Here is a 22844-nt window from a genome sequence, read left to right as displayed (position 1 = left end):
CCTTTTATTGCTCGTGCTTTTTTGGTCTTCTGCAAGAAAAGATAATGTGGAAAGATGAATAAACCAACGAAAAGAAAATAAAAATGGAAAATAGGGACGTCCCTAACATCCCTTTTATACAATCAGCTTGCCTATGTCTTATTAAAACACGCCATAAATTTCGTCACATTCTCCCGCAACAGGCTCATAAAAACAGTGTAGTTTATATCGGCCCACAAGCGATTGACCGTACCAAGTAGGCGGACAATCACCTGGCGGCCTAAAGTACCATAAACTGTACTTAGCAGGCCAGCGTCTTTCCCCATTTACAGATCGGCGTGCTAAACGTTTTTCACTTTCTCTGGCTCTTTGATAAAACATACCATGCTGCACTGCTTCATAAGCCGTTGGTTGATGAATGACTTCCGGCAAGGTACGCAAATCTTCAAAATCGGAACACCTAACTCTAACTCGATTAACTGTAACAGCTCCAACATGAAGCATGCCTAATTTTCCTTCTCCCACGGCTTCTGCTCGAAGCAGCCTTGCTAAAAGGTTGATATCTTTACTTGGAGCCTTTATAACAGCCATGTATTCACCTCCATTAATTATTGACCTACCTTTATAAATATTATCCATACGTTAAATTAATGCCTATATTGTAGATTTTGTGGAAAACTGTCTTCGGATGTAGAAAACAACAATTACGAACTTCCTACATTTATGCTGGATGTTTTAGGCGCTGCTTTGACTTTATGAACAATGGAAAAATAGGTGAAAAATATTTTAAAGGAAAAGAAATGAAACGTATCAGAAAAGTATTCGTGTGCTGCTCAAATGAAAAGAGACGAAAAAGGCTGTTTCTTTGAATATGTAAAGTAATATGGACATACCTATGACTAAAAAGAGGGCATTTGATAAAAAGTCTATAGGTATTGCTGTATTGGCTGCAGGGGATCAACCATGAAGAACAACCAACGACAAGTCCCCATCGAAGAACTAGATACGCAATCTGAAATGAGTAATACTTTAAATAAAAGGGTTATAGAAGAATTAAAATGGTATACAAAGGAATAGGAGATATAAACCATTTCATTTTCAGAAATCCCTTACATTACATTTCGTTCGATAGTTCGAATCTAGGCGTGAAACGCAAACTCAAGATTGAGGAAGCTTTAAAGTGTGATTCGAACTAGAATCCATAACTAACATTGGTTTGTATAAATGCGTATGTACAAGTAAAGAGGAAGAAATTTTAAACGAATAACAGATTTATGTGTTTCTAATAAAAGGACGCTTTTTTGTTTAAACAGGTCTAAAGTTTTATTTTATCCCTGAAAATAACCTACTTAAGGGGGGCCATGTGAAAAAAATAGTAATGGTTATGATTTTAATATCATCGTTAGCGGCTGGTTGTTCTGCATCTAGTCAAGTCGAAGGAGTAACTCCATTGAATTACGGCGCTCACCAATCGATAGAAAGAGAATTTAATAAGAAGACGACAGAACGAGACAGGAAGGAATTTAAAGGATTGGTCAAAGAAAAAAGACCTTTTAGTTCTTTTCATCAAATCTTAGTACACCCGGGGAATTCAAACGGACCAACCTATTTCAATGTAAGTAAAAAAACATTTGAACAAATAGAAGTTGGAAATAACGTAATGGTACTTGAAAAACAAGAAGGAGCTGTTCATTTCTCCGCCCCGCCAATACGATATGCGGAAGAAGTTAAAATTTTATCAGAATAACTTTTTAAAACGCGATGTTTTATCAAATGAATTAATTGTAGAAACTGGGAAAAGCCTTTTTGCTAATCAATCGCAGTTTACAATACTTGATGATGATTTCGAAGAATTTACTGTTCGAAAGCTTGATAAAAAAACTAATAAGGCTGGCTATGGGAATTCTAAAAATACCTCCCCGAAAAAAAGCTGACGGGGAGGTTAAATTCGTTTATGACAGTTCCGGCCAGTACTCTTTTTATTGGCTTCGATGAGGTCGTCAAGGATATCTTTAGCAACTTTAGCACTTGGAACAATTTTCGACAGGGTAAGGGCTTGCCAGAGTTTTTGATAAGATTTTTCGTTCCATGCTTCGACAACGAGTTTTTCGACGGCGACTTGTTGTTCCATTTATTACAGTTATTCACGATCAAACCGAATTTGAAGTGATGCTTCCAGGAATCCAAGAAAATGACGTAATTATCATCCTTTCTTATTCAGGTGAGACCCCTGCGTTGATACCGCAAATCAAGCAGCTAACCGCAAGAGGCATTGATTTTATATCCATCACCAATTTGAAGAACAACAAGTTGGCACAAATGTCACCTCACAACATATACGCAACAAGTTCCACAACGATCACGAGGGATGGTACAGAAGTGAACTCTTTTATCCCGTTTCACATTGCGATTGATTTACTTTTCAGAAAATACGTGGAGTTTATTGAAAAAGAAGAAAGAAGCAATTAGAGAGGTTTAGATGCAGCACAAAACGGCATCTAATAATAAAGCTCTGCCTACAAAAACATGTGTGAAAAAACAAGGGAACAATGAATGTTCGTACAGAAAAATTTATCCATTCCTAACATGGCCATTTTCTTTTACAATTCGCGCTTTTTTAATAAGTCGCGTTTTTTGTATGGAGTCATATAAATAAAATAATTAGTTTTTACTTTATTTAACACTATAAAAAAGGAAATAATTTCCTTTGTGAAAAATAATTTTTTAAGGATAGTGAAGAGCATGAAAATCATTCCGTTTACCGTAGAAGGATATTATTTTATTAAAATGATTGAGTTATATGCCGCTATTTTTAAAGCTGACCCAAAAGTTATGAAAAAACAATTTCAGCAGCATTACAGGTATCCAAATTTTGAAGGATATTTAGCTGTTATTAATAATCAAGTTGCAGGATATATATATGGCTACACATCCCGGAGAGGCCAGTATTACCATCATTTATTGGCAAATCATTTACTGTCCAATGATGGATGGCTGAAAAATTGTTTGGTACTTGCGGAGCTGGGTGTTCATCCTAGATACAGAAGGAGGGGCATTGCTAAACAGCTCATTCATATTTTACTTCAAAATAGACGGGAAAAAACAGCTTTATTAACGGTTCGTAGAGATAACCATAATGCGGTTTCTTTTTACAAAAAGCAAGGGTGGGTAGTTATTCGTGATGGTTTTTATCCAAATGTACCTTATGAATTCCTCATTATGGGGAAGGTGCTCAACAAAGTAAAATCGATTGGATGAGATTATACAAAGTTAGGTAATACCTTGAATAATGGAATGTTTTTTAATTAGAAAAAGACGATACATTTTAACTTATTCTCAAATCATACGTCTTGTTAGTAAGATATACCAAACTATGTTTAGAAAAGAGACTTTGAAAAAATCAAATGAAACATTACGAATAAGTTAGATATGCAGCGAGGATGAACGTTCTAGACGTTCATCCTTTCTCATGTGGATGAAAAACAATTGTTGACCAGTTTGGTCTAATTCGGTTATGATTTGATCGACCAATGTGGTTTAATTAAGATGAATGAAAAATATAATAAACCAAAAGGAATGAATGGAGATTACACAGTCATTTATAAACTTAGATCACGATAAACAACAGCGGATATTAAATGCTGCCCTTGAAGAATTTGCAGAAAAAGGATTTAAGCAAGCTTCTACTAATCGAATTGTTAAAAATGCTCGAATTGGAAAGGGGATGATTTTTTATTATTTTCATAATAAAAAAGAGCTTTATAAATACCTAATTGATTACAGCATCACTTTCATTATTAATGAGTATTTAAATCTCATTGTGACAGAGGAAACGGATTTTATTGAACGAATGAAGCAGGCAGCCAAGGCTAAGTTTGCAGCGCAGGCAAAGAACCCGAATATTTTTAATTTTTTAGGGACAGCCGTGCTTACAGAGGAAACAGAGATACCTGCAGAATTGCAAAAGCGCCTTCAAGAAGTACAAGAGCTTGGCAATTCAAAGCTGTACGATAATATTGATAAAAGTTTATTTAAAAAAGAGGTGGATGCAGATAAAGCATTCCAGCTTATCAGCTGGTCCATAGAAGGGTACCAGAACCACTTAAAAAACACTTTAAAAGGGAAAAAGCTCTCCTCTATCAATTTAGAGACATACTGGGAAGAATTTTATGAATATCTAGATGTTTTAAAAACGTGTTTTTATGAGCAGGAGGATGGAAAATGACTGTTTTAAGCACTCGGCATTTAATGAAAACGTTTGGGAAATTTACAGCTTTAAACGGAGTCAACATTGAAGTGAACAAAGGAGAAGTGTATGGCTTTATTGGTCCGAATGGAGCTGGGAAATCTACAACCATACGTATTTTGCTTGGTGTATTAAAAGCAACGGAAGGTGAAGCAAAAATTTTTGGTATGGATGCCTGGAAAAATGCCGTCGAAATACACAAACGCATTGCATACGTGCCGGGAGATGTGAACCTTTGGCCTAATTTAACTGGCGGAGAAGTCATTGATCTTTTTGTCAAACTGCGAGGCTCACATTATAAAAGCCGGAGGGAAGAGCTGATCGAAAAGTTTGATTTCGATCCAACGAAAAAATGCCGGACGTACTCAAAAGGAAACCGGCAAAAGGTAGCTCTCATAGCAGCATTTTCTTCAGATGCCGATCTTTATATACTCGATGAACCGACTTCCGGGCTAGATCCTCTGATGGAAAGAGTGTTTCAAGAAAGTGTGGTTGTATAAAAAGGGAAGGAAAAAGTATTCTTCTTTCGAGCCACATTTTATCTGAAGTTGAAAAGTTGTGTGACAGAGTAGGGATTATTCGGCAGGGACAGATGATTGAAACGGGAACATTGAAGGACTTCGTCATTTAACAAGAACGAATTTACTCGTAGAGACGAAACAACCTATTCCATCCTTACAAGAATTAAAGAGAGTTCATGACGTCAAAGAAACAGAACAGCAATATTCATTTCAAGTAGATTCAGAAGAGCTTGACGGCGTGATAAAACATATAAATCAATATTCGATCGTTAAGCTTGAAAGTGCACCGCCTACCTTAGAAGATTTATTTATGCGCCATTATGAATCAGGAGACGGAGGTGCGTCTTAATGTCCAATCATTTATACAATAAAACAGGGATACTCTCCCGGTTTTTATTACGGCAAGACCGCGTTCGTTTTACGGTTTGGCTGCTTTCGTTATCTGTTTTTACTTTTTTAATTGCGCAATCTTTTACAAGTTTATATCCGGCAGAACGAGATAGGCAGGCGCTGATGAAACGATGCTGAACCCTGCCATGACGGCCATGGTCGGACCAGGTTATGGTTTAGAGAATTATACCTTTGGTGGCTATGATGGCCCATCAAATGCTGCTCTTTACTGCTATAACAGTTGGAATTATGAATATTTTACTCTTTGCCCGTCATACACGAGCAGAAGAAGAGGATGGACACATCGAAATGGTGCGTGCTCTGCCTGTTGGCCGATTATCTAATTTACTCGCCGCAATTATCGTTCTGTTTGGAACGAATGTCTTGTTAGCATTAAGTGTAGGTTTTGGTTTATATGCATTAGAAATCGAAAGTATGGATCTGAATGGCTCGCTGCTATATGGTGCTGGATTAGGGGCGGTTGGATTTTTTTCACAGGCGTTACTGCGTTATTTGCGCAACTTTCGGAAAGCTTGTGGGGCACGATTGGCTTATCTTTCACGGTGCTTGGCGTTTCCTATCTTATACGTGCCATTGGTGATGATTTCGGAAGTGTATGTGAACAATTACTGGCAGCCGGTAATATTAACAGCGGCAGTTTCTATGATGCTAGTTATTTTGGTCCTGTATTTGAATGCGATTCGAGAAGCAGGATCTGGATTTTTACCGTCAAAGCCAGGCAGAAGGAATACAACTTCCTTTTTACGAAATCCTTTTGGTCTTGCATTTAGGCTTCAGCGTACAGGTATTATTGCTTGGGCGATTGGAATGTTAGTGATTGGTTCTTCTTACGTATCGGTGTTTGGTGACTTAGAATCATTTTTTAATGAAATAGATGTGATGGAAGATTTGATCGGCTCTGTAACTGGAGTATCTTTAACGGAGCAATTCGCGGCAAAACTTATGTCCGTAATATCTATGATTAGTACGATTCCTGCGCTTATGGTCATTTTTAAACTTAAAAGTGAGGAGAAAAAGGCGCACACAGAGCATGTATTAGCTCGAACCGTATCTCGTACACGGCTGTTGGCAAGCTATCTTCTTATCGCTCTTATTGTTGGTTTTGTGATGATTTCCATTGCAGCAGGAAGCCTGGGTTTGACAGCTGTTACAGTCATGGACGACGGCATGTCATTTGGCGCATTTTACAGTGCAGCCATGGTTTATCTGCCTGCAATAGGGATAATGACTGGTATCGCTGTTTTATTGGTCGGTTTTGCACCAAACGCCTCTGGGCTGACATGGTTATACTTGGGCTATTCCTTTATTGTTGTTTATTTAGGAGGGCTGTTTCAATTCGAAGACTGGGTAGGTAATCTGTCTCCTTATGCTCATATTCCGCAGATTCCAGTGGAGGATATGGATCTTATGAAGGTGTCCATATTAACCATGATAACGATTGTGTTATTGGCTGCCGGTTTTATCGGTTAATAACCGCCGGGATAGTCATGGATAAAAACTGTAAGATATAGAATGGCGCTCTTCTTTTGATCGTTAAGGAAGTCGCTTTTTTTAATTGGGGCTGCGTACAAAGCTTACTTGTCTAAGACGGATGCCGTGTCTGCTTCTAAATTTTTTCATTAACTGATAATAAGAAAAATTATATGGGAACGAGACGAAACTTTATTAAAACCGGATTATGACCAAAGTAATGATTTTCAAAGAGTCGTTGGTTTGTTTAATGAAGATTACAAGTTGAACTGGATGTAGAAGAAGGAGAAGCCGTGAAGCTGGATATGTTTGCAAGTGCTGAAATTAATAGTTTGACCCAGCCTATAACGGACACCTTTTTATTTGGACAGTTATCAGGTTCAGATGCCGGAACTCCCCCTTTAGCTCAGCAGAGACTGATACTCCCTACCTCCACACAAATAAACACGTGGGATGGGGCGGTTAGTATCAGATGGATTGTAGAACCTCCTGCACCAGGTACTAAGACTTTTAACTTTGTCATATCTCCCAGGGGGAAGGTAATCTTATCTCAATCGGTCCAAGAGGTCTCAATGGGATCGCATGTAAAACAAACCAGCAGTGACCTATTAAACCTGAAGGGAGGAAACTGTGCAGTGAAAAAGTTAAGTGAGAAGGACAATCAAAAAGTCATCGAAGCTCTGAGGAAAAAGGACAATGGAGAAATTTCTAAAAAAGAATTGATTGAGAAATTGAAATCGATTTATAAGATGAAGTGAGAATAAATGAGCCGTAAACCTTTGATTGGGATCATGGTAAATAAGAGGAGCAAGCGAAAAAGAACGTTAAGATTGTATCATCAATATAAAGAAAATACTCCTGTACAGCTTTTTTCATTTACTCCAAAAGATATTAATTGGAAAACCAAACGTATACAAGGGGGCTGTTACATTAATGGTAAGTGGGAAACAAAGACTTTTCGTTTCCCTCGCGCAGTTTATAACCGCTGTTATCAAAGAAAGGGAAATACTATTAAACGTTTAGAGAAATATATCGGAAAAAATAAATGCTTTAATACGATTACTTTTTTTAACAAATGGGTTGTTTATAAAATTTTATCCAAGTCAGAGTTGAACACCTATCTGCCAAAGACTTGGTTCTACAAGAGGAAACGTTTTAAAAAGCTGCTGGAGAGCCGCAAACATTTAATTTTAAAGCCAAGTTATGGATTTTTAGGCAGACGTGTGTATTTAGTTGACACCAATTCACCCAATGAACCATATAAAATCTATCAAGATACATTAAAACGGCCAAAATACAGCTGCCAAGATTCGGCCTCCTTTTATAAAAAAATAGATGAACTGGTTGGAAGTAAAAAATTTATCATTCAAGAACTTATAAACACAACAAGAGCAGCGGGCAGAATTACAGATGTTAGAATGTTGCTGCAAAAAAATCAAAACGGCAAATGGAATGTCACCAATGGAATAAGCAGAATTGCTCAAAAAGATTATTATGTAACAAATTGCAGTCACCGAATTTGTGAAGCAGACGAAATACTTCAAACATTAGCTAGTAATAACAAAGAGAGAACAGCTCTATACGAGGAAATGAGAAACACGAGTTTAATAGCAGGGGAGCTTTTGGAAAAACACCTTGGGTTATTAGGAGAAATCGGCATTGATATGGTCATTGATGAAAACAGAAAGATAAAGATTATAGAAGTGAACGGTAAACTTCAAAAAAACCTTTATAACAAAGGTAATGTCTCTTTCTCTTGCAACGACCTTGTTTATAAACGCCCCGTCCAGTTTGCGTATTTTTTAGCGGCTGCAGCTGCACAAAAAAAGCGATGAAGATTCCGGTGTACCTTTGAGCACGGGAATTTTTTAGTATAGAGGTGATTTAAACAACCAAAAACCCACCCTCCGCCATATCGTGTACTAAGGAAAAATGTTAAATAAACAGGGAGGGACTATCATGTCTTATGATAAAAGAAACCATAGAATAAATTTCCCGCGTTTTTGTATTTTTCCTGGGTATAATTGGTGCGGACCGGGGTGCAGCGGACCTGGAGCTCCTGTAAATGCCGTTGATGCTGCATGTAAAGCACATGACGAATGTTACAGAGTGTTTGGCGGACCTTCATGTAAATGTGATCAGCTTTTTCTTCAACGATTATATCATCTTCAAAATCCTCATACTCCTGAAGGAAGACATGCTCGTTTTCTATACAACTACATGAGACTGCAAATGTTTTTTATGTGTTAATTCCAAAGGCAAAACGGGAAAAACAGGTCGGAATATATATAGAAGTATCATTCAAAGAGATGGATGGTACTTCATATATTCTTTCTAAAAAGTAAAAAACCAGCAAATGTTGATCTGCTGGTCTTTAGCATTCCACTTCTTTGGAGGAAGCGGATTCTTATTTTTACCTTTTCCCAAGTATAACCTTTGCACGCTGCTGTTAGCTTCAACGCTCAGCTGTTAGGAATGAATACTGCAGAAATTCCTTTACCTATACCGATACTTTTGCTTTTCTTAAAACAAACATAGTAGTGATACATAAAACAACAAAAGCCCTTCCTGCTCTTTCGTCCTTGCGGCTCCGATGACCGCTCCAGTGTGATTTGATCTAAAACTATATTCAAATAAAGATTCATTCATTAATGAGGGTTATCCAGCATGTTGGAAATGAATGAGGTGAGGTTTTTGTGTACCATAGAAGGGATAAGTGAGGAAAAATTTAATTATACTGTTAACAAGAAATAAAGTCAACAAGCAATTCTTTTGCAGGATAAGTAATGGGGTGAAGGAGCCGGAGTTGGCTCCTTATCTCATTTGCAGAATGAATATTTGTTAATAGAGCGAGGACCTTCTATCAGCAATTCAATATCCCTTTTCCGTTGCTGCCTTTTTGCATAGGGGGATTAAAGTTATTGTTCTTCTAAGCTGGTGATGGAAACGCTTTGTTTTTTATTTGGATCATTCATGGGATGGATCGTAGCTATTCCAACTTGTTGATCAACATGTTCAATATAGACACTTTCTCCGTTAAAGACTACATTAGCCATATCAGGCGATGAAGAAATCTCTTGTGCTCGTTGGGCGTCCATTTGCCTTCTCTCCTTTTCGCTGTATTACTTTCTTTTTTCTCCTAACTCCCTGCTCACCTTTGAAATAGTAATTCTCTCTTCTCCCGTACTAGGTTGCACGGCATCTTTGCCTTTTATGATATTACGTTTTGATTTTGAACGTTTACCCAAAGGATTATCGCTCCTTTCTGTAAAATACCAATACACAAATATTTTTAACACCTGCCAACAAATTTATGTAAAAAAACGAGGCTGCTTTTTATAGAGAAAAGAGAAGGAAATCACAGCAGCAACGAGAAAAGAAATGAATAAAACCATGAAACACGAAAGGAAGTAAATATGTCATTACAAGTTGGAGATATTATAACCTTTAAACGAACGTATACGGTCGAAGATGTAGAGATGTTTACAAAAGTTTCAGGAGATGAAGGCACCCATCACTTGGTACCAGATGAAAACGGACGCCTCATTATCCAAGGACTGTTTACAGCTACCCTGCCAACAAAAAGGAGGGGACTATTTCCGCCATTTTTTCCTGTCGTAATCAGAAGGAAAAAGAAGTAATCCGAGGAGATTTTTCTGGTGTAATTATAAAAAATGACAAGGAATAAGATAACTCATTAGCAAAGTTAAAATTTTTGATAATACAAATGAACCAACGGCTCCATTGCATGTCATAGAAGTGGGAGACTGCTGGAAGTACATTACCCTGATGGAAGAATTCATTCGTTATGAGGAAACTGGGCTGAATAAAACAACAGATGATGAAGTCAAAGAAATGCTGACGGATGTCATTAAACTGTGTGAAGAACAAGTGGTTTAAGCCAATTTATGAAAAAAGAAGGAATTCCTTTACCTTATGTGACCTCTGTTAAACCAAAATTCCGATTCTAAAGATATTCCATTAGGGGTAAAATTAACCGATGACGAAATTTCAAATGGTATTGCTTTTAAGCTGGTTACATGTATGCAAGCCTGTGCTAAAGCTTAAGCGGGTGCAATCCGAAACGATACCGGCATGATGTGGTTTCCATTTTATACGGAATGGGTGACATTTGGAAACACATTAAAAACATTAATGCATAAACGGGGTTGGCTCAAAGTTCCGCCATATTACTACCTGCCTGGTTCTCCAACTCAATAAAGAAGAAAATCAAGTAGACCAGGGTTTAGGGCTGGTTTACTTGTACTTAGGAAGGTTTAACTTGGCTAAGGGAATAAAGTATAGGAAAAGAATAAGGTTTCCACTGCCGAAGACGTACTCTCGCACGACGCGGACTTCTACGTTGCACAGTACGTGTGCGTTTTTAGTAAAAATTCCTTTGCCTAGGCGATTCCTTTATTTATGTCGGCAAACTAATTTTAAAAAATGGCAGAAGAGGGAGGAAATAGAACATCGATGGATAAAATTATAAGGAGAAGTTAAATTGATTAGGAAGGGGAGAAAGAATTTGTGACCGATCAGTATCCCGAAATAGGTGAAGTGGTTGTCTATATTCATCAACATATACACGAACCTCTTGAGCTTTCTGCGTTAGCTGCTCAAGCTGCTTATAGTCCATACCATTTCAATCGCATATTTAAAGAAAAAATGGGCATTCCCCCGCTTTACTATGTTTCTGCTCTGCGCATGCAAAAAGCGAAAGATTTATTATTGCATACGAATTTGAGCGTTCGAGATGTTGGGCTTGAAATCGGCCAGCAAAGTTTAGGAACGTTTACTACTCAATTCACGAAACGAATCGGCATGACACCGTCCCAATTCCGAAATTCCATCCCACAAGCAAATAACCACTTTCACTCTTTACAAAAGCTTCGTGACTGGACTGCTGCCTCTAATTCTACGGGTAAACATACAAACATAACAGGAACCATTCAAGCAGCAGTCCCTTTTGAAGGTGTTATTTTGATTGGATTATTTGCAAAACCAATACCTGAAGGCTTCCCCCTGCACGGAACACTTATTTCTTCCTTAGGGGATTTTTGTATACCAGATGTCAAACCGGGTATCTATTACATAATGGCCACTTCGGTTTCTTGGAAAATGAAAGCAGAGGATTTTCTCCTTCCGCACAAAACATTAAGAACACGATCGAGAAAGCCAATTATTGTCGAGCCGTTTTCCCCCATTCCACATCAAGAAGTGCACCTTTATCCTCCGCGTGTTGATGATCCGCCGATCCTTATCTCATTACCGCTATTAATGAATAAATTCCTTCAAAGAATTCATCAACATAGCAATTCATAAGAAATATGGGAGAAGGCTGCGTGCTAAAATAAAAGCGTTAGAAATAAAGAAATGCAAAGAACTGCAAGGTGAAAACATGTAAAGGAGAGGTGATAGGAGCGATCGTGATCCATTTCGACAACTAGAAAAACATTTAATCCCAATCGAAACAAAAGAGAGTTTGAATGATGGGAAAAGGGATTGTAGATATGTCCATGTCACTTGATGGCTTCATAACTGGTCCTAACAATAGCACGGAACAGCCGTTTGGAGAGGGAGGAGACGTTTTTCATGACTGATTTAGCGGCAGCAAACCCAGCACATATAATCATTTTTTCAAGATTTCAAGCAACAGCACAGAGGTGTTGATACATCTTTTGAAAGAACAGGAGCAATAGTGATGGGTTGGCGTACGTTTGATGTGGTCGGAGGATGGGGTTATCCATGGAATCCCGGATTTTTTTAACAGATCATGATCCAGAAAAGGTACCAAAAGGATCCACAGCTCTTTCACCTTTGTCACCGATGGAATTGAAAGTGCAATAAAAAAAGCGAAAGCTGCAGCAGGTGCAAATTATGTTGGTGTTGCGGGAGCAAGTGCATCACGCCAATGCCTTTATCCAGGTCTAATTGATGAAATCCATCTTCATGTGGTGCCTGTACTGCTCGGTGATGGAATAAGACTATTTGATCAATTAAATGACCATCTTGTTGAATCTAGAAGCTGAAAGTTAATCGACTCACCTGGTGTCATTCACCTTTTTTACCAGGCTATATCGAATGGAAAGGAGAAAAGGTGATGTCAAAACGTATTGCCGTTTCCGACTTACTGATAAAAGAATTCACAGATGAGGTGCATGCCACTAGACAAGTCCTTGAACGAATTCCGGAAGATAAGCTTTCCTGGTCTCCGCATCCAAAGTCTATGTCCCTTGGCCAGATTGCTTTGCATACTGCAGTTATACCTGGGGAACTGGCCGAATATTTTAGTGAATCAAACAGGGAAGTTCCGCAAGTTCTTCTCCCTGAAGCAGCTACTCGCAAGGAGATTTTGTCAGCCTTCGATAGCAGTATCGAGACGGCCGAGCAAAAGCTGGCAGCATGGAATGAAGTGGACCTGATGTCAGAATGGCAGATGAAACAAGGAGAAGAAACGATAATGACAGCGCCGCGTTTTTTCATGCTGCGCTCTCTCATGTTTAATCATTGGTACCACCATCGCGGCCAGCTTACTGTTTATCTCCGTCTGCTCGATGTCTCAGTACCTGCGGTGTATGGTTCGAGTGCAGATGAAAACTAAATAAAAGAAAGGTGAGTCATATGGGAACTCAAGCTAAACAAATATATGTTAATTTACCGGTAAAAGATTTAAATCAATCGATTGATTTTTTTACACGGTTAGGATTTGAGTTTAATGATCAATTTACAGATGAAAACGCAGCTTGTTTGATTATAGGAGAAAACATGTTTGCTATGCTCTTAAAGGAAGATTTTTTTCAAACCTTTACCAAAAAAGAAATAACGGATGCGACCAAAAACACGGAAGTGATCGTTGCCTTATCTGCTGACAGTAAGGAAGAGGTGGATGAATTGGTCAATAAAGCTCTTGAAGCAGGAGGAAAACCATCCAATGATCCTGTCGAGGCAGGTTTTATGTATGGGGGGAGTTTTCAGGATAGAGACGGCCATTTATGGGAGGTCTTATATATGGACGAAGATGCTTTAGCAAAAAAGTAAATGCCCATGAATGTGAAAAAGCTGTGATTAGCGCAGCTTTTTTATTTTTCCAAATTTATTGGTAAACAGTATAAACGAAACGGACGTATTCTATTTTTAGGACCTGCAAGGCGCTTGCGCTTTTTTAGTTCCATTAATTTCTAACGGAACAGTACGGAAGATGGTTTCTTTTTTATAATCAAACATGATATATTCAATTCAACGAGCATCTCATTTTCTCACCGTGAAGGAGGTACTGCTTGTGCTCGTAAATATTATCATCATTTTGTTACTTATTGGAAGTTTTTTTATTGGACTTCGTCAAGGCTTTGTTTCTAAATTTGTAAGACTTTCGAGTTTTTTACTTGCCATTGCTGCGGGTTTTTTCTTTTATAGCTCGGCTGCATCTTGGCTTCATACATGGGTTCCTTATCCTGAGTTTCTTGGAGCCGGCTTGGGAGGGATTTTCTATACACTTATTGGCTTTTTCACTGTTTTAATCGTGACAAATCTAATCGTCCTTTGGCTTGGCAGGATCCTGCAAGTCTTTGCATCTTTGCCTATCCTTCGTACGATCAACAAAGGACTTGGCGGTGTATTTGGCGTAGTTAAAACTTATGTGGTGATTTTAATTCTCTTGATAGGTGTTTCATTCTTCCCGGTTGAGTCGGTGCAAACTGCTATTGATTCATCTTCTGTGGCGACGATCATGATGGAGAATACCCCTTTTATTTCTGATTTTTATTAAGGCAGCTTGGAAATAGATTATATTGAAAAAGACTGGACTTGGAAGTTGGACCAAGTTCAGTCTTCTTTGTATTTTAGGAATGTTTAACTTTGTTAAAGGATCAAAGTATAAGCAAAACTAAGACTTCCGCCATTTGGGCTGGGCGGTAAGCCAAGTTTTTTAATACATTAGGAAAGAGTATTCAGCAGTTGGTATCGGGGAAGGCAGCTGATAGGAATAGATCCAGTAGTCAGCCTAAAATTCAGGCAGCCATTTTCTTTTATATAACGCGGCAATGGTATTTAGAATAAATATGGGAAGTCTTTTAGGGAAATAAGGCTTCCTATAAAAACGATAAAAGGCTCGTTTTAAATCGTCCCATTGCGTACACTGTTTTGTTTGCCGATAGCGAGCGACATCAATAATTTTTATCCCGCCATGCGGAGTGATAATAATATTTCGTAAATGAATATCTGACGGATTCAGTCCTTTTTTTCGTGCTAGGTCTAAAGCCTGATCAACCTCGTTCATATTCTGCTCTGAAACCGGAATGCCTTGCTGCAGACATTCAAACAAAGTGTACCCCTCTATATAATCAAGCACGAGGTAGTTGGAACCAGCCTCATATAATGTCGGGAAAAATTCTAATCCTTCAAGATCATGGTAAATCGCCGCTTCTTCTTTTGCTATATGTGTAAAGTCAGGAAAGAACACCTTCAGTACTTTTTCAGTTGAAAGAATCTTAAAAACGTAAGCACTTCGGCCTTTTCCAATGAGTTCAAGCTTGTCATCTTTCTCACCAAACCATGGACATGAGCCCTTGCCAGTCATGCGTACACTATCAGCAAGTTCTCTATATGCACTCATTTCTATAGTCTCCCTTCTTTCCTTGTACTGTTAAGAATGGTAAACAGTATAGGAAAACTTTTGCTTTCGCCATTTGGACTTTGCGGCAAGCAAGTTTGTCCAATTCTATCATTCTTATGTGTCTATTATATGTCAATAATCCTAAAATTTTGGGGGAGCTGATCATAAACGAAAGGATACAAAAAACCATCATCTCGACAGTGAGACTGATGGCTATGTGTGGAAAATTATTTATAATACATGATATAAAAGGGAGCTTGTCAGGAAATATAGTTGGTTCTTAGTAAAAACTGATTTTTCAATTCTGATTCCGTAGCTTCATAAAACTGACGACCATCCGGCATTTTATAAATATCAAGATCTAAAAGGGCAGCAATGAGTTGGTCTTTATTCTTTTCATCGATTAAAGTACACATATTCATAATACCCGCTCCTTTAATTGTAAGCGCTTTCAACTATAAGTTTAATGATATTTTAAGAGATTGTCAATGAAAATATATTTATAATTTTTGAAGTAATTGTAGCAAAGGCTAGGAATCTTTAGTTTGAGGAGCACCAGGTGCAAGCTTTAATTGCTTTGTTGCTTTCAAAGCCTGCGCAATCATTAAATCTGGGGCTGGAATTGGTTCCCACGGGGAAGTAAAATGTTCCCAAATCCAAGCCTCACCATAACCTAACTCATATGCATATTGAATCATCTCTAAGTCCCATTCGGTCGTGTCGTAAAGACTTTTTTCCGGAGGATGTGTCGGCATTAAGAACAGTCCTAGTTTCACAAAACCATCACCTTTTTCTTGTTAAAAGAATCTCGTTTTGGACCTTTTTAAGTGAGCGTTTTCACAATAGCTTTTCTGGAAGGTTAGAAACTTTCTAGAAAGAAACGAGTAGTAGACCGGGATGATAGTTTAACAGCCTGCCTTACCATTATCCAGTAGAATTAGCTCATCGTACGGCGTTTCTTGATCATTTATCACTAGGTCGCTTAATGCTTGGCATTGGGGCAGGGGGTCTTCCTAGTGATCATGAAACATATGGTGTAGACGAAGCCAATGGCGCAAATAGAACAATGACAGCAGAAGCATTAGAAATTATATTGAAGTTTTGGAAGGAAAAAGAGCCTTTTCAATATAAAGGAACGTATTGGAATGCGAATAAAATAGAGGGTGATGAATATTTAAGGCCGCATATTGAGCCATATCAGAAACCATACCCGCCTATTGGCGTAACCGGACTTAGTCCAGGATCAGAAACACTGAAAATGGCTGGAGAAAAAAGTTCCAATGAGCCTGGGAGCGAACCTCGATTATATTACAAGTCATTGGGATTCTGTGGAAGAAGGAGCTAAAAGAAGCGGCAAAAATCCACAGCGGGATATCTGGAGAATTACCCGGGATGTGTTTGCAGCAGATACAGATGAAGAAGCGCTTGAAGGTTCCCTGTATTCTATGATGGGCAGGCAGCATCGTGAATATTGGCTTCCTCTCTTTAAAAAATTGGTGCTATTTCTGTATTTAAACAAGAAGAAGCTGTGGACGATGAGGAAGTCACTACGGAATATGTAGCAAAATATAACTGGTTTGTGGGGTCACCGAAGACAGTTGCGAATAGGTTAGCCAATCTCTATGAAAAAGTAGGCGGGCTTGGGCATTTGCTTATCACCGGGTATGATTACAGCGATAACCCCGAAGTATGGAAAAAATCAATGCGGCTAATGAAAGAGGAAGTCCTGCCAAGGATTGAAAGAAAAATTGCAAAAGCAAAAATGTAATGATATAAGAAGGAGCAGAAGGCGGGGGAACCTTCTGCTCCAATTAAATATGAGAAATATTATTTATGGGGGTCCACATAATCAGGGTAATCCGTAATGATACCGTCTACTTCTAATTCCAATAGGAAATCTGCGGATTCTTGGTCTCTAACCGTCCATGGATGTGATTTCATGCCAAACTCATGAATACGTTCAAGCAGATCAGCGTCCATCATATCCTTATTAGGATTGACATACTCAGCATAACGAGCGAAATCAGCAAGCTGTGCATCAGAGATGCCATCCGGGCTGTAGCTTAATAGTACACCGACTGGCACAGAGGGGAGAATCGACTGGAATGTTTTCATGGACTGATGATCAAAAGATTGAACAATAATTTTATTGTTATTTGGTTTATCCATATTACGAGAAATTAGCTCATCAGCTACTTTCTGTTCGATTTCCGGGTATAGATAAGGTGATTTTATTTCAATAAGAATACCAGTTCTTCCTCTAAATTGGTCAAGCACTTCGCCAAGTGTAGGTATTTTTTCACCGACAAATTCCTCACTGAAGAAGCTTCCTGCATCCAGTTCTGCTATTTCTTCATATGTTAAATCTTTAACAGCACCTGTGCCATCTGTCGTTCTGTCTACTGTCGTATCGTGGATAACAACAAGCTCTCCGTCTTTGCTCATTTGTACATCCAGTTCAATCATTTCGGCTTTCATGTCCACTGCTTTTTCAAAGGCTGCTAATGTATTTTCAGGGGCATAACCAGAGGCACCTCGATGCGCAATATTGAGGGTTTGCTTTTTTGTCTTGGTTGATATCTCTCCGTCAGCCAATGCCATTCCCCCTGGAAGAAATACTGTAAAGAACAAAGCGGCCGTTAAAATGCTTGATAAATACTTTTTCATTTGTCACTCTCCCTTTGTTTATTTACCTTCACTCTAGCGAAAAACTATGAAGGGAATATAAAGCCACAGTTTAAACTGTGTAAGGAAAGTGTTAATATATGGAAATTGATCATGTTTTAACATTTTATTCGTAATTGTTTTACTTTATCCTTTCTATGCGGAAACAGGGTAAAAGAATATAAGAGGAAGGTTCACATCAACATGAAAAGGAGCTGCTTCGTTTGGGGCAGCTCCTCTGTTATTAATGAGAGGTGGAAGTGTTTAATTCATTGTTTGCACCGATATTTTTCTTAGGAATATAAAAATGAAAGAAGTATTCTGCTAATGAAATAATAACAGAAATAACTGCTGCACCTGCCATAGTACCTGCTGCTGTGCCTGTTAATATACCATTCCAAGAAGCAAAAGATAGTTTCTATTGATTGCAAACTTAACCAGAAATCAGTTGGGGATAGTATGTAAGAGATGGTTAAATGATCAGAAAGAATGCTTTTCGCCCTCCTGGCATAGAAGCGGCGCGCAATTAAGAAGTATTTATTGGAAAATCCCTAATGTAGAGAGCGATTTTCGAAGGTTGCCGTGAACTTCGATATTATCGAACCCAATATCTAAAGAACACATCGTTTGGGATAAGTCTGGCCTTACGCCGCATATGATAGCTTTGACTCCTAGCAGATGGAGAGATTGAACCGTTTCATGAATTTTGTTAATGGAGGGGGTATCCACAGTGGACACACCTGAAAGGTCAAGCAAAAGATAGTCAAGATTATACATGTCTGATTGCTGCAACGCTGTATCCATTAATTTGTAGCCTCTTTTTGTATCTATTTTACCAATAATAGGAAGAACCGCAACCGTTTCAGTAATAGGGACAACAGGAGCAGAAAGTTCTAAAAAGGTGTCTTGTGCTAACTTAAGTTCTTCCTGATGATGGGAAACATACTTTTGACACAACAAAGAGACGGTCTTATCAATCATAGGGTCTACTATTTTTTGAGTTTCAAATACCGTGTCTATGGAAAATCCTTGTTCTTTGGTCTCTTGTTGAATAAAATTCCATATGGCTGAGCGGTAATCCTTGACCGTTTCTATCGGCTGGTCAAGCGTAACTCCTATCTGCATAGCATAATTAGAAGTTTCTTCCGCCCATTGAGCTATTTTTTGACTCATTTCTTCTTGGTTTACCGTAAATGCTTCAGAGATAATAACAATAAAATTTTCTTGAAAGTCGAGGACCGTCTCTTCTCTAATTGTTTGCTCGCGGCCGTATTCTTTCAAAGGTTTTTGGATGTTTGCTGCTATTTTGCTTCTTGAATCATACATTGCTCTTCCTAGTTCAACCAGTTCTTTTTTAACCTCATTTTGCAACAATATATAGCACTCCTTACTTACAATCCATTGACATATTTAATCTCACTTTCACTTTATCAGCCGTCCCTTGCTAAGACAATGGCTTGTCCGGATAAAAAGCATTGGAATGAATTGGAATACCGTAAACCTCCATTCACATCAACAAATATAAAAATGAATGAAATCTAAAGAGATAGTGCTTAAAGGCTGGAACAGGTATAAAACGTTTTTTTACCTAGGAATAAAGAGAAATATGCGGGGAATTATACAAGAAGAACAAGCAAATGTTATATACGACGTTTAAGTACAAGTTAGAACACTAAAAGGAGAACGTTTTTTATGGAACTAACTCCCCATCTTTATCATTGGTTGATTCGACCTAAGTGGATTACAAAAAAATATGTACATAATGTACTGACAGAGCATGTTCATTTTTCTAACAAATCTGTTTTGGATTTTGGAACTGGAACGGGAGCTAATTCCGTAATATGCGAACCTTCTGGCTACCTGGGAGTAGATCTAAATAAAAAAAGAATCGAATTGGCAAAACGCAACTATCCGAATTATCGTTTTGACGTTATTAATGGACCCCTTTCTGTTATAGAACAATCTTTTGATATTATTATGATTGTTGCTGTTCTGCATCATATTCCTCCAAAGAAGGTATCCTCTTATGTTAAAGAATTTGGAAAAGCTCTAAATCCGAATGGCGGCAGGATAGTTGTGATGGAGCCATGTTTTTTTGAAAACACTCCGATCAGTAATAGATTTATGCATAAAAACGATAATGGGAAATATATCCAATATGAACAAGGTTATTTAAATTTCTTTTTAAGTGAAGGTTTTCAATGCAAGGTATTAAAAAGATACAGTAAGTGCCTTTTTTATAATGAATTGTTTTTTATTGCATATTGAAATCGGAATACTTTGCAGGGATGAACAATTAAAGTATCAAATACTGGAGAGGGCCCCCTTTAAAGTTACTTATGGGAAAGCCCCCAAATAAAATCTTTTCAGCTCTTACTGATTTATCTTATTTTTCCACGTGCTGTCTAATTCAAATACATCTAAAGAAGTTACGTTTACATCACCGTCTTCAGCATAGATCTCTAGCTCATTGCTTTCAGGTTTAGGAAAGATTTGGTTTGTCAGAACTCTTTCTCCATCATTTCCAAAAACTTCTACAGAGGAACGATCTACAAATATATGCATTTTAATTTTGTTTTCTTCTGAAGCTAATGGTGCTGCGTAGATGCCAGGAAAATCGTCATTAAAGTCGGTGTCACCAGACTTTGTTCGATCTACAAATAATTCTTGGTTTTCTGTATCATATCCTACTTTCGTATATTCTTCCTCTCCTTTTCGAATATGAAAACCGAACTCTTCTGCTGAACCTATTTCAAACTCAGCGATAATTTCCTGGGTCTGTCCTTGTACTTCTGAAACGGGGAGATGATCTGAATCAATGTTTTGACTTTTTAAATGATGTTTCTTGTTTCTAACTTTTTTCATTTCCCGTATAGGTTTTTGCGTAAGAAGAATGTCACCATTTTCAGAAGTTTTCAATCCGACTTCTCTAGGGATTGTCATAGCACTTCTCCAAGGTGATGTAGGAATATCTTCTGCATAATTCCAATTGCTCATCCAAGCTGTCCAAATACGCCGCTCTTTTGTGTTATCCCAAGATTGGCTGGCGTAGAAATCTTTTCCGTAATCTACCCAATTTATTTCCTCTGCTTTTTGATCAGTTGTAAAGGTTTCGCCATCAAAGTCACCGATAAAGTATTGTCCCCCAGAACCTCCTGCAATTGCTCCTGGGTTAATATCGACCTGCAGTACCCATTTTGTGTTGTTTGGATCTCCATCGACAGGAATTTCGAACAGATCAGGGCATTCCCAAACTCCTTCTTGGGCCCCCATTCCTTCACCAAACTCGCTCATAAATTCCCAGTCAAGGAGGTCAGGTGAAGAGTAAAATTGAACGCGGTCATCGGCAGCGACCGCCATTATCCATTTCTCCGTATCTTCATGCCAAAAAACCTTTGGATCACGAAAATCTTCTATGCCTTGGTTTTCAAGGACCGGATTGCCTTCGTATTTTTGCCATGTTCTTCCTTTGTCTTCGCTGTAAGCAATACTTTGTTTCTGTGTATCACCTGCATGAGTGAAAATGGCGACTAATCCCCCAGAGCCGCCTTTAAACAGACCGCTTGTATTATGTTTGTCCACTACAGCACTTCCAGAAAAAATCATCCCTAATTCATCGGGTTCCATCGCTACATCTAGATGCTCCCAGTGAACAAGATCCTTGCTGACAGCATGGCCCCAGCTCATGTTCCCCCATGTATTACCTTTAGGGTTATATTGATAAAACATATGGTATTCTCCCTGGTAATAAACCAAACCGTTAGGATCGTTCATCCAATTTTCCTCTGGAGTAAAGTGAAATTGAGGGCGGTACAATTCCTCGTAATAATTATTATCCACTTCTTGCAATTGACTATTTTTTTCTGACTCTTCAGAATCTTCAGCTCCTACATCTGCAGTATGCATGAATAAACCAGCCATTAATGACACAGTTGAAACGAGAACTCCTTTATAATTACATTTCAATTTTTATTCCCCCTTATTAAAAATTTAAAGTTTAATCTGGAACAACTATTCCCTCCTTAACGATCAAAGTGTAAATTGGAAAACGGTTTCAATTAGTATTGTAAAAATATAAATGATCGATAGCAATCATAAAATATCAAATTAGTTCAAAAATAATCAAAATCAATCAATGTATTTCAATATTTGAAAGGAAATAGGAAAAAAATACTGAGTATAAACCATTAATCGAATGTGTAATCAGTAAACTCTTTCTCTAATAAACGACTCAAACACAAACTGTATCAGCGTCACGTAGTCAAATACAGGACGCTGTATTTTTTCTTGTATTGCTTTGGAATAAGGGGAGAGGAGGCTGCATTCTAATAACAGGATGGATATTTCGGGATGGTCTTTCATCATTTCTGCAGCAGCATCCACGACTTCTTGTTCTATTTGTTGCGTGTCCAAAATGCCTGTTTCCTGAATTGCAACTTCTGCAAAATGGGATGTATTTTCTAATCCCTTAATATATACACTTTTTGGATTTGTACCTGCAGCTTGCAGCAGGTTGGTGTTTAAACGATATGATTCAGCCGTGATAATGCCGATTTTTTGACTAGAAGTGTCTATTATTTTTTCCAGCATAGAAAGCTGCAGCAAACTCGACATAAATACGGGAACTTTCAGAGACTTTGCCAGTTCTTGCTGAAAAAGTAATAAGTATCCGCAGTTTCCTGTAATTGCTTTAACCCCGCTCTTTGCAATAAGTTCTTTTCCTGCTGTGATTACTTTTGGAAGCACAGCTTCTTTTTCTTCATACATTTGCTTTACGGTTAAGCCGTTCACTTTTTTATATTGAACAGGAAAAGAAAAAGTGAAGGCATTTCCCATATCGCCGGGGATAAACGGGATGTGGCTGTCGAGCATAAGTATGCCTATTGTCTCACCATAGTTTACTTGTCCTTTCTTTGCTTGGTAAATCATTATCATACCC

Annotated in this window: 26 protein-coding genes and 3 pseudogenes; 19 read left to right on the top strand and 10 right to left on the bottom strand. The window is 38.1% G+C overall.

Annotated elements, in window-relative coordinates; all coding sequences use genetic code 11:
- Window positions 1-141: 141 nt before the first annotated feature.
- The gene (locus CEF16_RS13190) at window positions 142-570 is read right to left on the bottom strand and encodes a cell wall hydrolase (protein ID WP_091583716.1); all 429 of its coding nucleotides are present in this window, start codon (window positions 568-570) and stop codon (window positions 142-144) included.
- 772 nt (window positions 571-1342) lie between these two features.
- On the opposite strand from CEF16_RS13190, the gene CEF16_RS13185 reads away from it, so the two are divergent.
- A complete protein-coding gene (locus tag CEF16_RS13185; protein ID WP_091583719.1) occupies window positions 1343-1726 on the top strand; it encodes a hypothetical protein in 384 nt (127 codons plus the stop codon).
- A 205-nt stretch (window positions 1727-1931) separates the two neighbouring features.
- Here the strand turns inward: CEF16_RS13185 and CEF16_RS13175 are convergent.
- Window positions 1932-2110, bottom strand: a pseudogene (locus tag CEF16_RS13175) (family 4 glycosyl hydrolase); the annotation flags it as partial.
- Between CEF16_RS13175 and CEF16_RS13170 the strand changes: the two are divergent.
- The 9 genes and pseudogenes from CEF16_RS13170 to CEF16_RS13135 all read left to right on the top strand — a co-directional run bounded on the left by CEF16_RS13170 (window position 2068) and on the right by CEF16_RS13135 (window position 8877).
- The gene (locus tag CEF16_RS13170) at window positions 2068-2448 is read left to right on the top strand and encodes an SIS domain-containing protein (protein ID WP_091583724.1); all 381 of its coding nucleotides are present in this window, start codon (window positions 2068-2070) and stop codon (window positions 2446-2448) included. The pseudogene CEF16_RS13175 and the gene CEF16_RS13170 overlap by 43 nt on opposite strands.
- A gap of 273 nt (window positions 2449-2721) precedes the next feature.
- Window positions 2722-3237, top strand: a complete 516-nt coding sequence (locus tag CEF16_RS13165; protein ID WP_091583727.1) for a GNAT family N-acetyltransferase — start codon at window positions 2722-2724, stop codon at window positions 3235-3237.
- Between the two features lie 322 nt (window positions 3238-3559).
- Complete coding sequence (locus CEF16_RS13160) at window positions 3560-4204, top strand: TetR/AcrR family transcriptional regulator (RefSeq protein WP_091583730.1); 645 nt, start codon at window positions 3560-3562, stop codon at window positions 4202-4204.
- Window positions 4201-5095: pseudogene (locus CEF16_RS13155) on the top strand (ABC transporter ATP-binding protein). The gene CEF16_RS13160 and the pseudogene CEF16_RS13155 overlap by 4 nt, the downstream one beginning before the upstream one ends.
- A complete protein-coding gene (locus CEF16_RS25115; protein ID WP_342750476.1) occupies window positions 5095-5274 on the top strand; it encodes a hypothetical protein in 180 nt (59 codons plus the stop codon). Before CEF16_RS13155 ends, CEF16_RS25115 begins: the two are co-directional and overlap by 1 nt.
- A gap of 63 nt (window positions 5275-5337) precedes the next feature.
- Window positions 5338-6627, top strand: a complete 1290-nt coding sequence (locus CEF16_RS13150; protein ID WP_342750475.1) for an ABC transporter permease — start codon at window positions 5338-5340, stop codon at window positions 6625-6627.
- Window positions 6628-6920: 293 nt separating this feature from the next.
- Window positions 6921-7385, top strand: coding sequence for a hypothetical protein (locus tag CEF16_RS13145; protein WP_091583732.1), 465 nt, complete (start codon window positions 6921-6923; stop codon window positions 7383-7385).
- A gap of 6 nt (window positions 7386-7391) precedes the next feature.
- Entirely contained in the window at window positions 7392-8462 is a 1071-nt protein-coding gene (locus CEF16_RS13140) for a YheC/YheD family endospore coat-associated protein (RefSeq protein ID WP_091583735.1), read from the top strand.
- 124 nt (window positions 8463-8586) lie between these two features.
- Window positions 8587-8877 (top strand): phospholipase, encoded by a 291-nt coding sequence (locus tag CEF16_RS13135; protein WP_091583737.1) that lies wholly within the window; start codon window positions 8587-8589, stop codon window positions 8875-8877.
- 668 nt (window positions 8878-9545) lie between these two features.
- Here CEF16_RS13135 and CEF16_RS13130 read toward each other — a convergent pair.
- Window positions 9546-9725 (bottom strand): small acid-soluble spore protein H, encoded by a 180-nt coding sequence (locus tag CEF16_RS13130; protein ID WP_091583740.1) that lies wholly within the window; start codon window positions 9723-9725, stop codon window positions 9546-9548.
- A gap of 318 nt (window positions 9726-10043) precedes the next feature.
- Here CEF16_RS13130 and CEF16_RS13125 point away from each other — a divergent pair.
- From CEF16_RS13125 to CEF16_RS13095, 6 genes and pseudogenes are all read left to right on the top strand, one after another.
- Window positions 10044-10315: pseudogene (locus CEF16_RS13125) on the top strand (hotdog family protein).
- An 842-nt stretch (window positions 10316-11157) separates the two neighbouring features.
- On the top strand, window positions 11158-11952 hold the full coding sequence (locus tag CEF16_RS13115; protein WP_091583743.1) for a helix-turn-helix domain-containing protein: 795 nt from the start codon (window positions 11158-11160) through the stop codon (window positions 11950-11952).
- A 509-nt stretch (window positions 11953-12461) separates the two neighbouring features.
- Window positions 12462-12659: a dihydrofolate reductase family protein gene (locus tag CEF16_RS25330; protein ID WP_425428025.1), complete on the top strand. Its 198-nt coding sequence runs from the start codon at window positions 12462-12464 to the stop codon at window positions 12657-12659.
- A 71-nt stretch (window positions 12660-12730) separates the two neighbouring features.
- Entirely contained in the window at window positions 12731-13231 is a 501-nt protein-coding gene (locus tag CEF16_RS13105) for a DinB family protein (protein WP_091583746.1), read from the top strand.
- Window positions 13232-13251: 20 nt separating this feature from the next.
- Window positions 13252-13668 (top strand): VOC family protein, encoded by a 417-nt coding sequence (locus tag CEF16_RS13100; RefSeq protein ID WP_091583749.1) that lies wholly within the window; start codon window positions 13252-13254, stop codon window positions 13666-13668.
- A gap of 241 nt (window positions 13669-13909) precedes the next feature.
- Window positions 13910-14395, top strand: a complete 486-nt coding sequence (locus tag CEF16_RS13095; protein ID WP_170031921.1) for a CvpA family protein — start codon at window positions 13910-13912, stop codon at window positions 14393-14395.
- 234 nt (window positions 14396-14629) lie between these two features.
- On the opposite strand, the gene CEF16_RS13090 is transcribed toward CEF16_RS13095, so the two are convergent.
- The 3 genes from CEF16_RS13090 to CEF16_RS13080 form a co-directional block, all read right to left on the bottom strand.
- Window positions 14630-15241 (bottom strand): protein kinase family protein, encoded by a 612-nt coding sequence (locus CEF16_RS13090; RefSeq protein ID WP_091583753.1) that lies wholly within the window; start codon window positions 15239-15241, stop codon window positions 14630-14632.
- A gap of 260 nt (window positions 15242-15501) precedes the next feature.
- The gene (gene fbpA / locus CEF16_RS13085) at window positions 15502-15663 is read right to left on the bottom strand and encodes a Fur-regulated basic protein FbpA (RefSeq protein WP_091583756.1); all 162 of its coding nucleotides are present in this window, start codon (window positions 15661-15663) and stop codon (window positions 15502-15504) included.
- 108 nt (window positions 15664-15771) lie between these two features.
- Window positions 15772-16017 (bottom strand): LLM class flavin-dependent oxidoreductase, encoded by a 246-nt coding sequence (locus CEF16_RS13080; protein WP_211295856.1) that lies wholly within the window; start codon window positions 16015-16017, stop codon window positions 15772-15774.
- A 137-nt stretch (window positions 16018-16154) separates the two neighbouring features.
- Between CEF16_RS13080 and CEF16_RS13075 the strand changes: the two genes are divergently transcribed.
- Together CEF16_RS13075 and CEF16_RS23305 are read left to right on the top strand one after the other, a co-directional pair.
- Window positions 16155-16586, top strand: a complete 432-nt coding sequence (locus CEF16_RS13075; protein ID WP_091583758.1) for an LLM class flavin-dependent oxidoreductase — start codon at window positions 16155-16157, stop codon at window positions 16584-16586.
- 183 nt (window positions 16587-16769) lie between these two features.
- The gene (locus CEF16_RS23305) at window positions 16770-17009 is read left to right on the top strand and encodes a hypothetical protein (protein ID WP_139185931.1); all 240 of its coding nucleotides are present in this window, start codon (window positions 16770-16772) and stop codon (window positions 17007-17009) included.
- Window positions 17010-17068: 59 nt separating this feature from the next.
- On the opposite strand, the gene CEF16_RS13065 is transcribed toward CEF16_RS23305, so the two are convergent.
- Together CEF16_RS13065 and CEF16_RS13060 are read right to left on the bottom strand one after the other, a co-directional pair.
- Window positions 17069-17908 carry a glycerophosphodiester phosphodiesterase gene (locus CEF16_RS13065; RefSeq protein ID WP_091583764.1) on the bottom strand — a complete coding sequence of 280 codons (840 nt, stop codon included), beginning with the start codon at window positions 17906-17908 and terminating at the stop codon, window positions 17069-17071.
- Between the two features lie 534 nt (window positions 17909-18442).
- Window positions 18443-19279 (bottom strand): STAS domain-containing protein, encoded by an 837-nt coding sequence (locus CEF16_RS13060; protein WP_091583767.1) that lies wholly within the window; start codon window positions 19277-19279, stop codon window positions 18443-18445.
- Window positions 19280-19597: 318 nt separating this feature from the next.
- Here CEF16_RS13060 and CEF16_RS13055 point away from each other — a divergent pair, with 318 nt between their 5' ends.
- Window positions 19598-20173, top strand: coding sequence for a class I SAM-dependent methyltransferase (locus tag CEF16_RS13055; protein ID WP_091583770.1), 576 nt, complete (start codon window positions 19598-19600; stop codon window positions 20171-20173).
- Between the two features lie 105 nt (window positions 20174-20278).
- Here the strand turns inward: CEF16_RS13055 and CEF16_RS13050 are convergent, their stop codons facing one another.
- Both CEF16_RS13050 and CEF16_RS13045 read right to left on the bottom strand, forming a co-directional pair.
- Complete coding sequence (locus CEF16_RS13050; RefSeq protein WP_091583774.1) at window positions 20279-21871, bottom strand: glycoside hydrolase family 32 protein; 1593 nt, start codon at window positions 21869-21871, stop codon at window positions 20279-20281.
- Window positions 21872-22108: 237 nt separating this feature from the next.
- Entirely contained in the window at window positions 22109-22834 is a 726-nt protein-coding gene (locus CEF16_RS13045) for an aspartate/glutamate racemase family protein (protein ID WP_091583775.1), read from the bottom strand.
- Between the last annotated feature and the right edge of the window lie 10 nt (window positions 22835-22844).

This window comes from Alteribacillus bidgolensis, from assembly GCF_002886255.1.
Lineage (GTDB): Bacteria > Bacillota > Bacilli > Bacillales > Marinococcaceae > Alteribacillus > Alteribacillus bidgolensis.
The sequence above is the reverse complement of the archived record's forward strand: the minus strand, read 5'-3'. Positions and strand labels throughout refer to the sequence as shown.